Genomic DNA, 17,234 nt, shown 5'->3' with positions numbered 1-17,234 from the left:
TACGGGCAGTTGATCCCCCCACCTACTTCTGTGCTTTCACTGAATTTTTAAGTGGGGGGTCTTACTGCCCGTTAATGCGGGGTAAATAATACCCTCATCTTACAATTTATCAATGATAAGATGAGGGTATTATTATGAAACCTTTTATTTTTTCGGTAAAACTTGACAAACACTCATTCTTTCTTCTGATAATAATAATTTGGCTACTTCTTGTAAATCTTGAACAGTTAGACTTTCTAATACAGTCAATGCCTCAAACAGACTAGATTCATTAAACGCATATCGTGTAAATTGATTCGCGATATATTCTGGCGAATTCAACGAGCGTAAAAAGCCACCTATTTTCTTTTTCTTTACTCGTTCTAATGCCGCCTCATCTAATTGATCATAATTTGTATTTAGTAAAATGCTTTTCAAACGCTCTTCCAGCTCATCAGGTTGCTTCGTATCGCCGCCAACCATTGCAAAACCGAAGTTATTCTCTTCCGTATAATCATACGAGAACGAATCATCAATAAGACCTTCATTATATAAAGATTCGTAATGAACGGAGCTTTTCCCAAATAAATAATCTAAAAGTAACGTAAGCGCAATTTCTTGTTTTAAAAGGGCTTTCCCTTTTTCTTTTAAATTTGTCGCTTTAATACCAACTAAACATTTCGGTGTTTGTACAGGCATGGAAATAATTTTCTTCTTTTCATTTACCTCATCAGGTTCTTCCTCAAATGAACGTACAATTTCTGACTGGTTTTTATAATCTTTTTTCGCTTGATTTTCACGTACTAAATCCATTGTTTCCTCTGGATCAATTGCCCCCACAACGAATAATAACATATTGCTCGGATGATAAAATGTTTCATAACATTCATATAATAAGTCTTTCGTAATTTTACTAATAGACTCGATTGTCCCTGCGATATCAATTTTAATTGGGTGCTTTACAAACAAGCTATCAATTAATCCAAAGTATAAGCGCCAATCTGGATTATCTTGATACATTTGAATTTCTTGCCCAATAATCCCCTTCTCTTTTTCAACTGTTTTTTCAGAGAAGTAAGGCTCTTGTACGAAGTTTAACAATGTATTTAAATTTTGTTCTACATTTGATGTACATGAAAACAGATAAGCTGTTCTTGTGAAAGATGTGAAAGCATTTGCTGATGCTCCTTGTTTACTAAACAATTGGAAAGCATCGTGATCTTCTTTTTCAAATAATTTATGCTCAAGAAAATGAGCAATTCCATCAGGCACACGAATTATTTCTTCTTTACCTAGTGGTACGAATGTATTATCCATAGAACCATATTTTGTCGTAAACGTTGCAAATGTTTTATTAAATCCTTGCTTCGGTAAAATATATACATCTAATCCATTAGGAAGTTTTTCATAATAGAGTGTCTCTTTTAATTGCTCATAAACAATTTTCTCCATTTATTCTCCCTCCGTTCCATGTAAAAAGTAAATTGTGTCTAGTTCAATATTTTTAGCAACTTTCACAATCTCTTCTTTCGTCACACTTTCAATACCTGAAAGCCATTCTTCAACCGGACGCGTACGGTCTGAAATAATACCATGATACAGCATTTCCACAAATCCGCGCGGTGTATCAATCGCCTCTAATATTTGATTTTGAATAACACTTTTCGTTTGATGCATCTCTTCTTCTGAAAAATCACCATTTTGCATCGCCAACATTTGTTCTTTAATAATCTCAACAGCTTTTTCATAATTTTTCGCTTCGATTCCTGACATGACAAACAATAAGCCTTTATGACTTTCAAAGCGGGATGCTGCATAGTACGCTAAACTATTTTTTTCACGAACATTAACGAATAACTTTGAATGAGAGAATCCTCCAAACAGTCCATTGAACAATTGCAGTGCAAAATAATCTTCGTCTTTATACGTAATAAACGTACGATAACCGATGTGTAATTTACTTTGTTTTAATTCTTGTTTTTCCACAACTTCTTTTTCTTCATTATTTCTCTTATGAAGAAGTACATTTCTTTCTCTCACAGGACGCGCTGAAATAGAAAAATACTTACTTACAAGATCAACTGCGTTTTCTGAAATATCACCAATAATGTATAGATCCATTTCATCTTCCGCTAACGCTTTTTGATAATATTGATACAAACTTTCATTTGTAATAGATGCAACACTCTCTTTTTTTCCATTTGCACTTAATCGATACGGTTCTACTTTGCACATTTCTTCAATTAAACGCTCGTTTGCATAGCGCATTTTATCATCATACGTAGCTTCAACTCGTTGCAAGAGCGCTCTCTTTTCACTTTCTACAATAGAAGGTAGAAAACTATTCCCCTCTGTTGCTGGATGTAAAACTATATCCGATAACATAGAAAGTGCTTTTTCAAATAACGGTGGTGCATCATGTAAATATACTTCATTTGCAATGTCTACATAAATAGAGATGATATGGTCTTCTCCTTTTTTACTTACATCTACTGCCAAAGAAGATCCATATAATTCTTCTAAATATTGACGAAGACGAATTACAGAAGGAAGTTTTTCTGTCGCACTTTGCAATACGTATGGCAATAGGGCACGCTCTGTCACCGTCTCCTCATTTAAAGGTGCTTTAAAACGAAATACAAAAGTATTTGTTTTATATTTATCAGTCGGAATAATATGTACTCGCAAACCACCTAACTCATGTAACTGTTGTTCCATTAGTTTCATTTATAGCCCTCCTTTACGTATATAGGAATATTCCTCTTCAATATACAGTTTTTAGAAATGAAAAATCAACTTTTCTTCCTCACTATACTTACATCAGGCTCTTTCTAAAAACTTTTATATGTAAGGAACATAGTAAAATTCCGTATTACATATATTCTATGTAAAAAAGCCCGCACTAATGTGCGAGCTTTTTTATACTTATCGTTTTCCTTTTTCATACGGCGTTCCTAACGCTTTCGGAGCTTCAGAACGACCTACAAAACCAACAAGCGCTAATATTGTGAATACATATGGTAATATCGTTAATAAAACACTCGGAATTTGATCTAATACAGGAATTGTTCCACCTGTTACACTTAACGATTGTGCAAAACCAAAGAATAGCGCTGCACCTAATGCACCTAGTGGATTCCACTTCCCAAAGATCATGGCAGCTAACGCTAAGAAACCTTGTCCAGTAATAGTTGCCCCTGAGAAGTTATTAGAAATTGACATTGCAAAAATTGCTCCACCAATTCCAGCAAACACACCTGATATACAAACACCAATATAGCGCATTTTATATACGTTAATTCCCATCGTATCAGCTGCCATTGGATGCTCACCAACCGCACGAAGACGAAGACCGAACGGTGTTTTATAAATAACATACCAAACAACGAATGCTAAAATAATAGCAATATACGACGTTATCGGTACGTTAGAGAAGAATATTTTCCCTAAAACCGGGATATCCGAAAGGCCTGGAATATCAATCTTTTCAATACGGTACTGAATAAAGTCAGTCTGTCCTTTATCAAAAATCTTCTTAATTGCAAATACCGTTAATCCAAGAGATAAGAAGTTAATTGCTACACCACTTACAACTTGATCCGCTCGGAATGTAATAGATGCTACCGCATGAAGTAATGCAAATAACCCACTACCAATTGCCGCAAATAATAACGCAATCCACGGAGTCATCGTTCCCCATGTATCACCCATTAATAAGTTTGTAACAACTCCAATAAATGCACCAAATAGCATTAGTCCTTCTAATCCGATATTTACAACACCCGATCGTTCACTAAATACACCACCTAGTGCTGTAAAAATTATAGGTGCTGATGTATATAACGTACCCGTCACAAGAATGGCTAATATATCTAAAAAGCTCATTTATTTCCCCTCCTTGCTCATGCGTGTAAGCGCCCATCTTAACACATAACTACATGCAACAAAGAAGATGATACATGCAATAATCACATTAATAAGCTCTGATGGTACATCTGCCTCAAAGTTCATTTGAGGGGAAGCACTTTTCAAACCACCAAATAATAAAGCTGAAAGGATAATACCAAACGGATTATTCCCCCCAAGTAAGGCTACGGCAATCCCGTCAAATCCTACTCCTGTAAACGAAGACATTGCTGTCATACTTTGGAATGTTCCTAACCCTTCCATCGCACCACCAATCCCCGCAAATGCACCAGCAATTGTCATAGAGAATACTACATTGCGAGAAACTTTCATACCAGCATATTGGGAGGCATGTTGATTAAATCCTACCGACTTTAATTCATACCCTAAAGTTGTTCGATCTAATAAGAACCACATTAAAATAGCGATTAAAATTGCTACAACAATTCCCCAGTGAAGGCGCGAACCGTCAGTGATGGCAGCAAGCCAGTCTGAAGATAATGACGCACTCGCTTTGATGTCGTACGTTTTATCATTACCCTCGTGCAAGAAACGCTTAATAATGTCATATGTTACGTATAACGCAATATAGTTCATCATAATTGTTACAATAACTTCATTAACTTGAAATTTCCCCTTTAAATATCCAGGGATGAAACCCCAAATTCCACCTACCAATGCTGCAAATAAAATAGATAACGGAATGTGAAGAACAGCTGGTAGCGAAACTGCATAACCGAACCAAACCGCTGCAAGCCAACCAACTAGTAATTGACCCTCTACCCCGATATTAAATAAACCTGTACGAAATGCAAACGCCACTGATAAGCCGGCAAGAATAAGCGGGATCATTGTACGAAGCGTTTCACCTATTGCACTTGGGCTACCGAACATTCCTGTCCAAAGTGCACTATAACCAACAATTGGATCATAGCCACTAACTAGCATTACAATTGCTCCGACAAGTAAGCCGAAAATAACGGATAGTACTGGGACTAAAATATTTATCGTTCGTTCTGTTAAAAGTTTTTTAGCCATTTGTACCCACCTGCTCCTTCTTTGTTCCTCCAGCCATTAACAATCCAAGCTGTTGTTCATTCGTTTCTTTCGCATCAACAATTGCTACGATTTTCCCTTCATAAATAACAGCAATTCGGTCACTAACATTTAAGATTTCATCTAACTCTAAAGATAAAAGTAATACACCTTTTCCTTTATCCCTTTGCTCTATTAATCTCTTATGAATAAATTCAATTGCTCCTACATCTAAACCACGTGTTGGCTGTGCCGCGATTAATAAATCTGGATCACGGTCTACTTCACGTGCAATAATTGCTTTTTGTTGATTCCCCCCAGATAAAGCGCGCGCTAACGTTTGCTCACTAGGTGTACGTACATCAAACTGTTCAATAAGTGCCTTTGCTTTTTCTGTAATTTTACTAAAATTTAAAATCCCTTTCTTTGAAAACGGATTTTTATAGTACGTTTGCAGAACGATATTATCTCTAACAGAAAAATCAAGAACGAGCCCATGTTTATGACGATCTTCTGGAATATGACCAATTCCTTCTTCTGTTATCCTTCTAACAGGCCAATTTGTTATTTCTTTTCCTTTAATTGCAATAGAACCTGACTCAACTTTTCGTAAACCAGTAATTGCTTCTATCAATTCACTTTGTCCGTTTCCATCAATCCCTGCAATTCCAACAATTTCCCCCGCACGAACAGTTAAGTCAAGGCCTTTTACAGCAGGTAGTTGACGTGCATCGTGAGCAACAAGATTTGCAATTGAAAGTACCTCTTCTTTTGGCTTCGCGTCTATTTTTTCTGTTTTAAAATTCACTTGACGTCCGACCATTAATTCTGCAAGTTTATTTTCATCCGTATTTGCAACGTCAACCGTTCCAATCCCTTTTCCTTTACGAATAATCGTACAACGATCGCAAACTTCCATAATTTCTTTCAACTTATGTGTAATAAGAACAATAGATTTCCCTTCTTGTACAAGCTTTTTCATAATTTGAATTAGCTCATGAATTTCTTGCGGTGTTAACACAGCTGTCGGTTCATCAAATATTAAAATTTCTGCCCCACGGTAAAGTGTTTTTAAAATCTCAACACGTTGCTGCATACCAACTGAAATATCCTGTATTTTCGCGTATGGATCTACAGCTAATCCGTATTGTTCAGACAGTTTTTGAATTTCTTTAGCAGCTTCCTCAACAGCAATTTTCCCGTTTTTCTTCGGTTCATTTCCGAGAATAATATTCTCTGTAACTGTAAAATTATGAACAAGCATAAAGTGCTGATGAACCATTCCAATACCAAGGTCATTTGCCACATTCGGATTGGTAATGTTTACAGACTTTCCTTTAATTTTAATTTCACCTTGTTCTGGTTGATACAAACCAAATAGTACATTCATCAATGTGGATTTCCCTGCACCATTTTCTCCAAGTAAAGCATGTATTTCTCCTTGCTTTACTTGCAGCGTAATATCATCATTCGCTACAATGCCTGGGAATACTTTCGTAATGTTATTCATCTCAATTACGTATTCCATTTTGTTCCTCCTTTTAACAGGGAACATTCCCCTATTACACTATTAACTTATTAAGCAATTTGGAAGTTTTATACATACAAAGGTTAGTTCTATGAACTAACCTTTGCTATTTCTCTATTTATTTTTTTAGAGAAGCTTCATATTCTTTATACTCTTTATCTGTAGCTGGTACTTTAATTTCACCATCTGTAATTTTCTTTTCAAACGCTTCTACTTTTGTTAAAATTTCAGGGTTAACTTTTTTCACGTTGTCAGTTGTTTTTGCAATACCAACACCGTCATCTTTTAAACCAAACGCTTCTACTTTACCGCCTTTTAATTTACCATCTTTCGCTTCTTGTGCTACTTTTTCAACAGCGATATCTACACGTTTTACCATTGAAGTTAATGTTACGTTTTCAGGCATACCTTCTTGGTTTTGGTCACGGTCAACACCGATTACCCAAACATTTTCACCTTTTTTCTTACGGTTTTTCGCTTCAGTGAACACGCCGTTACCTGTACCACCAGCAGCATGATAAATTACATCTACACCTTGACCATACATTGCTGATGCAAGAACTGTACCTTTTTCAGGTTTATCAAATGCTTCCGCATATTCAGATACGATTTCAATGTTTGGATTTACTGCCTTTGCACCAGCTTTAAATCCATTTTCGAATTTACTAATTAAATCACTCTTCATTCCACCAACAAATCCTACTTTATTCGATTTTGTTGACATAGCCGCTACCGCACCTACAAGGAATGATCCTTCATGATCTTTAAATGTAATACTTGTTACGTTCGGTGCTTCTACAACAGTATCAACGATTGCGAATTGTTGTTTTGGAGATTCTTTTGCAACTTCTTTAATTGCACCTTCTAATTTATAACCGATTCCGAAAGATAAATCATACTTATCTTTTGAAAATTTCTTTAAGTTCGGAATATAATCTGCTTCTTTTTCAGACTGTAGGTAACGATAATTTGTTTTTTCCTTTAATCCATTATCTTTACCAAACTTTTTCAAACCTTCCCAAGAAGATTGGTTGAATGATTTATCATCAACGCCCCCAACATCCGTTACCATACCAACTTTGAATTCTTTATCTTCTTTCTTGTCACTGCTCGCCTTATCCGAGTTACCACATGCACCTAAAACCGCGCTTGCTGCTAATGTTAATGATAATAAAAGACCTGTTTTTTTCTTCATACTAGAAACCCCTCCTGAAATGATTTGTCTATTTTTTATACGCTGCTGTCCCTAACTTCTTGCTGTCACCTCCCCAAAAAGGAACTTACCTACATACGTTTTCTTAATACGTGGAAGCTAAACTTATCAGCTCTAAAGTAATTGAGAGAATATAAGATTGGCTCATCATTTTGATCATAGTGCATTTGTTTTAAAACTAGCAGTGCCGTTTCCGGTTCACATTCTAAAATCGGTGAAATTTTCGGATGATAGCCAATTGGCTCAATGTGAGCAACTGCGTATGTGATACGTTTGTGCGTGTTGTTATGTATCACTGTAAGCAATGATTCTTCGTTGTATCCCGATAAATCTGGCAATATTTCTTTTGCAAGTTTATCGATACAATATACAACAGGTTCCCCATCTGCTGTACGCACACGCTCAATCATTACTGCATTAAAACCATCTTCACTATTAAACTTCTCTTTTTCTTCTTCTGTTAAACTTGTTGTAGATGATGATAAAAAGATAGTTCCTGGTGTTTTCCCCACACTAGAAATCATATCTGTAATACTAGAAAGTTGTTCAATCCCAGAAGAAAATAACGGCTTTGCATTTACAAATGTTCCTACACCATGTCTACGAATGACAACATTTTCTTCTTCTAAAATACGCAGTGCTTCCCTTAAAGTCGCCCTACTTACACCAAGTTCTTTCGCTAAATCAAACTCTGATGGTAACTTCTGTCTTTCTTTGTAAGCTCCATCTTTAATTTTTTCTTTAATGTGATCAATCACCCGTAAATATAGGTGACGACTATCGGATTTTACTGACATAAGACTCCCCCGCATTTCAATTATTCGACCTCTGATGTAAGACTTCTTTTCTCTTTTTTCAACTTACAACATAATAAAATTACTAAATACTAAAAATAAGCATAATTGTCGAATAAATATTAATAATTTTTTAAGATGAAATTTTCACTCTTTACTGCATAAAAAAAACTTTGCACCATAAACATTCCTCATTTCGAGAAAAAGTTCGGCACAAAGATCTCTTACATCCTTTGTTACACACTTTTCCCCTCATAGTCCAGCAATTCATGGTTGCCGGGTAGAAACTTATGGACCTTATCTCCAAGATTATATGAGGCAGTGATTCTTTTCGAAGTAATCTTACCACTTGCTCCCATACGTGTCAACAAAATTTAACATTTTTCTACATTAAATATCGAACATTCATTAAAAACATAATCAAAGTATTCGTATTCTAAAGAATCGCTTTAAATGTAAGCCCTTTCTTTATCGCTGAATATAGTATATAACAAAACTAGCATATAAAAAAGCCTAATTGTAAAAACAATTAGGCTTTTTTTATGAACTTTTTTCTTGTACATCATTAATGAGCACTTCTCGTGGTTTACTACCTTCATACGGACCTACTACACCATTCATTTCCATTGCATCAATTAAACGGGCAGCTCGCGTATAACCTACTCTAAACCTACGTTGCAACATAGAAACAGATGCTGTTTGCATTTCCACTACAAGCTGAACTGCTTCATCATATAATTCATCTTCTACTTCCTGCTTCGTATCAGGAACATCTTGTGGAATCATATCTTCTTGATATTGCGCTTTTTGCTGACCAATAACATACTCTACAACTCTCTCAACTTCATCATCGGATAAAAATGCACCTTGTACACGTACAGGCTTCGATGCACCAATTGGTATAAACAGCATATCTCCACGACCTAGCAGTTTCTCTGCACCACCACCGTCAAGAATTGTACGAGAGTCCGTTTGAGAAGATACCGCGAATGCAATACGTGATGGAATATTCGCTTTAATAACTCCCGTAATAACATCAACCGATGGACGCTGCGTCGCAATAATTAAATGAATACCAGCCGCACGAGCCATTTGTGCTAAACGCATAATCGCATCCTCTACATCTGATGAAGCAACCATCATTAAATCAGCTAACTCGTCCACTATTACTACAATATAAGGTAATTCCGGTTGTTTCGCTTCTGATTGACTATTATGTTCTTTAATATGATCATTATATCCTTCAATGTTACGCGTGCCACTATGAGCAAATAATTCATAACGTCGTTCCATTTCACTCACGACTTTTTTCAAAGCTTGTGATGCTTTTTTCGGATCAGTTACAACTGGTGTTAATAAATGCGGAACACCGTTATATACATTTAACTCTACCATTTTTGGATCAATCATCATTAATTTTACTTCATGTGGTTTTGCACGCATTAAAATACTAACAATAATACCATTAATACATACACTTTTCCCGCTACCTGTCGCACCAGCTACTAGTAAATGGGGCATTTTATTTAAACGCGCTAATACAGCTTCACCTGTAATATCTCGTCCAAGACCAATTAACAACTTCTCTTCCGGATGATTATTAGCCTTAGAATCAAGAACTTCTCTAAGCGTTACCATAGAAACTTCTGAGTTCGGAACTTCAATCCCTACAGCTGATTTCCCGGGAATAGGTGCTTCAATACGAATGTCTTTCGCAGCTAAAGCAAGTGCTAAATCATCACTTAAACTAACGATTTTGCTTACCTTTACTCCCATATCAGGATATACTTCATATTTTGTAACTGCAGGACCTCTATGTACTTTTGTTACTTTCGCTTTCACTCCAAAGCTTTGGAATGTACGTTCTAATTTACGAGCATTCTCATAAATTTCTGCATTTTCATTTGTAACTTGCTTATTCTTAGGAAATTTCAATATATCAAGTGCAGGAAGCTTGTAATCTTTATTTTCTACATTTGAAAATTGCATTGGCGGGGCACTTGTTTCCGCCTCTAAAGATTCTACAATCTTTTCTCCACGCTTTTTCTTAGATTCTTCAACAGGCGGAGCCTCTTCAATAGACGGTGAAGTTATTAACTCTGCTTCCTGTTCTTCGCTAATTCGTTTATTCTCTTCTTCATTTACAGGATAATTCTCAGTGAAATTCGAAATAATGGGAGGATCAATTGAAATTTCTTCCATCGGCTCAATAATCTCTTCTTGTTCTGCAGAACGTTTGCTCCTTGTGCTTCTCGTTGTTTTTTTCTTTTCTGTTTGTTCAGCCGTCCTTTTGGATCTCCAATCTTTATAATCCCCTTGCATTACTTCAAATTGACTTCTAAGGATTCTCCCTACAGGGGCAAGTACTTCTCCGATATGCTTATTTGTTATACAAAGTATACCGAGAATCACTAAAATAATACCAATGATATAAGCTCCTACTTCGTCAAATAAGAAGTAACACGTCGCGAACATAAGCGCACCAAACATACCACCGCCTAAATGAACGCTATCCGGCCCCTTTTTCATTTCAAGAAAGAAGTTATCTTTCGTACTCACAATAACAGAAGTATTTTGCACTGCTCCATCTTTCGTAAGAAGGTTAAATAATGTAATATGACTAAACATTAATATCGCCAATACTATTAAATAAAAACCGATTAACCGTTTATTTAAAAGGTTCGGCCATCCACGTTTGATAACAAACGAAACCGATAAAGCTATTACACCTAACACACCAATTATGTACCACTCACCAAAGAAGAAGCGAAAAAATAACACAAACGATTTCCCTACAACACCTAGCTGTAAAATCGTAATGATTGAAAGTGCAAAAAGAGTTAAACCGACGATTTCATAATACAAAGTTGGCTTTATCGTGCGTCTTGCTTTTGCCTTCGTCCCTCTTTGCTTTTGTTTTGCCATTTCTTCACCTCGTGTTCTACATGTAAGCAGGGCTTCCTTAAAAAAGCTCTACTTATATGTCTGTTTTCTCTATTTTTTCAGGTCTTATATCTTCTATTTTTACACTTCTTGTAAATTGTTAAATAAACAGAAGAAAGCAGCCCTCTCATGGCTGCTCAACCGTCTTGTTTTTTATATTATACCATAGCTTCTAAACAAAATCCTTCTTTTTGCTAAAAGGTTATTTTTTGGCCGGGCTCAAACTCTAAGTAGTGTAGCGGATCCGTACTTAACACACGTACAATAGAATAACACCCATGTTCTTCTTCAGAAACCATTAATTCAACACCGTTTATATTTACAACTTTTTGGCTTTCACATTGCGAATAATCAGTTGGATATACAAGTTGCTCTGGCATAATTGTGTATAAAATCATTGTAACATTGTCCCTTCTGCACTATCATCCATGCGAGCATCTATTAATTCATTCAGCTTTCGAATCGCATTCCCAATACCACCGACATCATCTATAAGACCATATTTCACTGCATCGCCACCAATTACATTCGTCCCAATATCTCGCGTCAAATTCCCTTTCGCAAACATAAGTTCTTTAAAACGATCTTCGGTTACTTTCGAATGCTTCGTCACAAATCGAATGACTCTTTCTTGCATTTTATCTAAATACTCAAATGTTTGTGGCACACCTATAACAAGACCTGTTAGACGAATGGGATGAATTGTCATCGTCGCAGTTTCCGCAATAAATGAATAATCCGTAGAGACGGCGATTGGTACACCGATAGAATGCCCGCCGCCCAGAACAAGTGATACCGTTGGCTTTGAAAGCGAAGCTACCATCTCAGAAATTGCTAAACCTGCTTCAACGTCACCTCCGACCGTGTTTAATATTAAAAGCAAACCTTCAATTTTCGGATTTTGTTCTATCGCAACAATTTGCGGAATAATATGCTCATATTTTGTTGTTTTATTTTGCGGCGGCAACTGAACATGACCTTCCACCTGCCCAATGATTGTTAAACAATGAATACTCGATTCATTCATTTGTGGTACATTCGTTTGCCCTAGCTGTTGAATTTTTTCCACTATCGAGGCTTCTTTCCCAGTTTCTTTCGGCTCAGCCTCTTTCCCTTCATTTGTATAACGATCACGTTCTGTCATATCGCATCCCCTTTCACTCGTATATAACTATTATTTCTTAAGTTATAAATTTCATTCGATAGAGTTTAAAAAGAAAAAAAGATCACCCGTAAAGGTGATCTTTTTTATACTTCCATAATAATCGGTAAAATCATAGGTTTTCTCTTTGTCTCTTCGTACAAGAACTGCCCTAATAATTCACGAATATTTTGTTTTAACATAGACCATTCAATTGAATACTCTTTAATCGATTGCTCAACAATCATACGTACAATCTCTGTAGAGCGGTCAATTAACGCTTCTGATTCACGAACATACACAAAACCACGTGAAATGATTTCTGGACCAGAGATAATTTTCTTTTCATCTTTACCAAGTGTTACAACAACTACTAATATTCCATCTTGAGATAACATTTTTCTATCTCGAAGAACGATATTACCAACGTCACCTACACCTAATCCATCAATTAACACATTACCAGCTTGTACTTTGCCAACTAAGTTTGCTTCATCGTCACCAAAAGCAATCACATCGCCTTTTTCTACGATAAAGATATTCTCTCTTGCAATACCTACATCTTCAGCTAAATATGCATGTGCTTTTTGCATACGGAACTCACCATGTACGGGTACAAAATACTTAGGTTTCATTAAATTTAACATTAATTTTAATTCTTCTTGGCTACCGTGACCTGAAACGTGAACTTTTCTTTCACCGTAATAAATAACATCAGCTCCAGCTCTAAATAACAAGTCAATAATTTTCGATACAGATATTTCATTACCCGGAATTGGAGAAGCCGCAATAATAACCGTATCACCTTTACGAATTGAAATTTGTTTATGAGCTTGCTTCGCCATTCTAGAAAGGGCTGCCATCGGTTCACCTTGGCTACCTGTCGTTAAAATAGCTACCTTTTTCTCTGGGAAATTGTCTACTTCTTGTAGTGAAATAACCATACCTTCTGGAACATCTAAATAACCAAGACGTCTTGCGATATCTACCACTTTCACCATACTACGTCCTACAACCGCTACTTTTCGTCCTGTTTCAGCAGCTGCATCAAATACTTGTTGAATACGATGTACATTCGATGCAAATGAAGCAACGATAATACGTCCTTCTGCGCCGTAGAACACTTTAGAAATTTCTACACCAACTTCTTTTTCAGAACCTGTATAGCCTGGACGCTCAGCATTTGTACTATCAGATAATAAGCACAGTACGCCTTCATTTCCGATTTGTGCCATTTTTCCAAGGTCTGCTCCACTATTTCCAATTGGAGTTTGATCGAATTTAAAGTCTCCCGTATATACGATAGCACCTTTTGATGTATGGAAACAAACACCAACAGAATCTGGAATACTATGTGTCGTTCCAAAGAATGACACCGTTGTAGTATTAAACTCTACTGTTGAATTTGAATCGATTGTTTTTAAGTCTACACGGCCTAACATACCCGCTTCGCCAAGTTTTTCTTGTATAAGTCCTACTGTTAATTTCGTTGCATACACTGGAATTGATAATTTACGAAGTACGTAAACAATTCCACCAATATGATCTTCATGACCGTGAGTAATAAATAAACCTTTTACTCGCTCTTGGTTTTCCACTAAATATGTAATATCAGGAATAACGATATCAATTCCAAACATTTCATCTCCCGGGAACATTAACCCTGCATCTACAATAAAGATTTCAGAATCAATTTCAACACAGTACATGTTTTTCCCGATTTCACCTACTCCACCAAGAGCAAATACTTTAACAGACTCATTCTCTTTTCTCTTCATGTTGTTGCCTGGTTTAAAAATCTTTCAAACACTGATTTCACTAAAATTGCAGAGACACCAGGGGAAACTCTACAACCACCATATATTCACCGTCCAAGACGAATGTCCTTACCGTTATGCGATATCATGTCCTTGTTTATTTTTTAAACCAGGTTTCACCTCTCTTTCATTATATAAATCAAATATCTTATTCGATATGATATGAAAATGTAATCAAATTATAATTTTTACCAATTTTGCTAAGCATACCCGTACTAAGCTACTTAGCCATATTATACCTGATACAAGAAATAGAACACAAGTTAAATCGTGCGAAAGAAGAAGTAAAAGAACGGAATTACAACAAAAATATCGAACGTATTTCCTTTATATTTACTCCGATTTTATACTCCATATTATTTTGAAGAAATAACCATACATACGCTAAATTAATTTCATAATATGGATTTTCAAGACTTATTTTTCTAGAATCGAACAAAAACACTTATAAAATGAATCTTTTTTATGAATCACGTCACATTTGAGACAATCCCTCTAAAAAACAGAATCGATATTTTATTACGTTTATACAAATGTTTATCCTATAATAACTATGATTTTTTGATTCATTTAAAGGTGTACGATTATTTTCTTATACATGTTGCAACACATAATGAAGAAGCGGTTAAACAAGTGGCATAATATGATCTTATAAGAACACATGTAGGTGAGAAACGAGAGGCAAAGATTTTCATAACATAAAAAAATAACCTAGTTCTACACTAGGTCATTTTTTATTAACGAGGGATAGATTGCATTACAGATTGTAACGTTACTCTTTCTTCTTCTGTTAATGGAAGAAGCGGTAAACGTACAGAACCTACATCTAATCCAACCATTTGTAACGCTGTTTTTACTGGCGTTGGGCTTGGCGCCATAAATAATGAATCCGTTACTCTTACAAGTAATTGATGTAATTTTTGCGCCTTTTTAAATTCTCCTGCTTGGAATGCTGCAATCATTTCTTGCATTTCATTTCCAATCACATGAGATGCTACAGAAACGATACCTTTCGCTCCAACTGCCATAGCTGGTAACGTTAAACCATCATCACCGCTGTATACTGCAAAGTCGTCCGCTGTTTTTTCAATGATTTCTGTCATTGTTAACACATCGCCGCCTGCATCTTTAATCGCAACAATGTTTTCTATTTCTGATAAACGAACAACTGTATCAACGGAGATTTGTACAATAGATCGTCCTGGAACGTTATATAGCATAACCGGAAGCGGCGTGCTTTCAGCAATTGCTTTAAAGTGCTGATACATTCCTTCTTGACTCGGTTTGTTATAATACGGTGCTACTAGCATTACTGCATCAACACCAACCTCTGTTGCCTTTTTAGTTAAGTCAATAGAAGCATGCGTATTATTACTACCTGTTCCAGCGATTACGGGCACCCTTTTATCGACAACAGATACGACATGGCGATATAACGCTACTTTTTCTTCTGAAGTTAATGTAGGAGATTCTCCTGTCGTTCCTCCTACCACGATTGCTGTTGTACCGTTATCTATTAAATAATTTACCAATTTCGTTGTCTTCGCAAAATCGATATTTCCGTTTTTATCAAACGGAGTTACCATCGCGGTTGCAATTGTCCCAAAATCTATCATGGTCTCACTCCTTATTGTTCCAGTTGCTTTTCTTTTGAAAGCTCAAACGCACTATGTAATGCATTTACAGCCTCCACTAAATCAGTTTCTTTTACAAGAACCCAAATTGTCGTATGGCTATCTGCCGATTGCAAAATTTGAATACCTTTTTCCGCTAAAGCTGTAACGATTTTCGCAGTAACCCCTGGGTATCCTGCCATTCCAGCTCCTACAATAGATACTTTTGCACAATGCTCTGTCACAATTGGCTCATATCCAAGGTTTCTTAATAATTCAACTGCACGACTTGATACATTATCACTCACCGTATAAGCTACCCCAGTAGGTGAAATGTTAATTAAATCGACACTGATTCCTTCATTCGCCATTTCTTTAAACACATGCTGTTGTAAATCATATGCTGTTTCTTTTGCCAGCACTTTAATTTGCGTCACATTTGATACATGAGCGATACCTGTAACAGGACGTTCTTCTACATCACGGCCTTTTGTAGCACCGTCCGATGCTGAAATAAGCGTACCTTCACTATCAGAATACGTAGAACGTACACGAAGTGGTACTTTGGCATGCATCGCAATTTCAACTGCACGTGGATGAACGACTTTTGCACCTTGATATGCCATGTTACAAATTTCATTGTATGTTACCGTTTGAAGATGACGTGCATCTTTTACAATGCGAGGATCCGCAGTCATAACACCTTCTACATCTGTAAAGATATCAATAAATTCAGCATGAAGCGCAACACCTAATGCAGAAGCTGAAGTATCGCTACCTCCGCGTCCAAGTGTTGTCGTATCACCTTTTTTCGTTTGTCCTTGGAATCCTGTAACGACGATTACATCTACATTTTCTAACTCTTCATGTACACGATCGCAATTCATTTCAATAATCTTAGCATTCGTAAAATCCTCATTTGTTACAAAACCAGCTTGTGCACCATTTAATGCCGCTGCTTTTATACCGTTCTCATTTAACATGTTAGAAAAGACGATTGCTGAGATTAATTCTCCGCATGATAATAATAAATCTTGCTCACGATTAGAAATGCGAGATTCCTCTTGATTTACAAGACTTAACAAAGTATCAGTTGCATATGGTTCACCTTTACGGCCCATAGCAGATACGACAGTAACTACTTTATAACCCGCATCTAGCGATTTTTTTATATGATGAAGCGCATGCTTACGTCCATTTTCATCACGTACGGATGTGCCACCAAATTTTTGAACAATAATTTTCATATTTTGCACCTTCTCTTA

Annotated in this window: 13 protein-coding genes and 1 riboswitch; all 13 genes read right to left on the bottom strand. The window is 36.2% G+C overall.

The window, feature by feature from the left end:
- Nucleotides 1–144: 144 nt before the first annotated feature.
- Nucleotides 145–1,431, bottom strand: a complete 1,287-nt coding sequence (gene yfmH / locus DN393_RS10370) for an EF-P 5-aminopentanol modification-associated protein YfmH (protein ID WP_088047315.1) — start codon at nt 1,429–1,431, stop codon at nt 145–147.
- Nucleotides 1,432–2,706 carry an EF-P 5-aminopentanol modification-associated protein YfmF gene (gene yfmF, locus DN393_RS10365; protein ID WP_149173481.1) on the bottom strand — a complete coding sequence of 425 codons (1,275 nt, stop codon included), beginning with the start codon at nt 2,704–2,706 and terminating at the stop codon, nt 1,432–1,434. It abuts the gene before it with no gap.
- A 198-nt stretch (nt 2,707–2,904) separates the two neighbouring features.
- Nucleotides 2,905–3,864, bottom strand: coding sequence for an ABC transporter permease (locus DN393_RS10360; protein ID WP_000008857.1), 960 nt, complete (start codon nt 3,862–3,864; stop codon nt 2,905–2,907).
- Nucleotides 3,865–4,923, bottom strand: coding sequence for an ABC transporter permease (locus DN393_RS10355; RefSeq protein WP_001085261.1), 1,059 nt, complete (start codon nt 4,921–4,923; stop codon nt 3,865–3,867).
- On the bottom strand, nt 4,916–6,448 hold the full coding sequence (locus tag DN393_RS10350; RefSeq protein WP_064475025.1) for an ABC transporter ATP-binding protein: 1,533 nt from the start codon (nt 6,446–6,448) through the stop codon (nt 4,916–4,918). Before DN393_RS10350 ends, DN393_RS10355 begins: the two co-directional genes overlap by 8 nt.
- Before the next feature lie 118 nt (nt 6,449–6,566).
- Nucleotides 6,567–7,643: a BMP family lipoprotein gene (locus DN393_RS10345; RefSeq protein WP_064475024.1), complete on the bottom strand. Its 1,077-nt coding sequence runs from the start codon at nt 7,641–7,643 to the stop codon at nt 6,567–6,569.
- A gap of 89 nt (nt 7,644–7,732) precedes the next feature.
- Nucleotides 7,733–8,458, bottom strand: coding sequence for a GntR family transcriptional regulator (locus DN393_RS10340; protein WP_064475023.1), 726 nt, complete (start codon nt 8,456–8,458; stop codon nt 7,733–7,735).
- A 232-nt stretch (nt 8,459–8,690) separates the two neighbouring features.
- A riboswitch (purine riboswitch) is annotated at nt 8,691–8,792 on the bottom strand.
- 203 nt (nt 8,793–8,995) lie between these two features.
- The gene (locus DN393_RS10330; RefSeq protein ID WP_088047314.1) at nt 8,996–11,380 is read right to left on the bottom strand and encodes a DNA translocase FtsK; all 2,385 of its coding nucleotides are present in this window, start codon (nt 11,378–11,380) and stop codon (nt 8,996–8,998) included.
- A gap of 212 nt (nt 11,381–11,592) precedes the next feature.
- Complete coding sequence (locus DN393_RS10325; RefSeq protein WP_000605035.1) at nt 11,593–11,796, bottom strand: YlzJ-like family protein; 204 nt, start codon at nt 11,794–11,796, stop codon at nt 11,593–11,595.
- Complete coding sequence (gene tepA, locus DN393_RS10320) at nt 11,793–12,542, bottom strand: translocation-enhancing protein TepA (protein WP_000139828.1); 750 nt, start codon at nt 12,540–12,542, stop codon at nt 11,793–11,795. The genes DN393_RS10325 and tepA overlap by 4 nt, the downstream gene beginning before the upstream one ends.
- Nucleotides 12,543–12,646: 104 nt before the next feature.
- Nucleotides 12,647–14,317 carry a ribonuclease J gene (locus DN393_RS10315; RefSeq protein WP_000823080.1) on the bottom strand — a complete coding sequence of 557 codons (1,671 nt, stop codon included), beginning with the start codon at nt 14,315–14,317 and terminating at the stop codon, nt 12,647–12,649.
- A gap of 776 nt (nt 14,318–15,093) precedes the next feature.
- Nucleotides 15,094–15,972, bottom strand: a complete 879-nt coding sequence (dapA, locus tag DN393_RS10310) for a 4-hydroxy-tetrahydrodipicolinate synthase (RefSeq protein WP_000564777.1) — start codon at nt 15,970–15,972, stop codon at nt 15,094–15,096.
- 11 nt (nt 15,973–15,983) lie between these two features.
- Complete coding sequence (gene dapG, locus DN393_RS10305; protein WP_064475022.1) at nt 15,984–17,216, bottom strand: aspartate kinase; 1,233 nt, start codon at nt 17,214–17,216, stop codon at nt 15,984–15,986.
- Nucleotides 17,217–17,234: the final 18 nt, after the last annotated feature.

The organism is Bacillus sp. BPN334, assembly GCF_008368885.1.
Classification (GTDB): Bacteria; Bacillota; Bacilli; order Bacillales; family Bacillaceae_G; genus Bacillus_A; species Bacillus_A wiedmannii.
The sequence above is the reverse complement of the archived record's forward strand: the minus strand, read 5'-3'. Positions and strand labels throughout refer to the sequence as shown.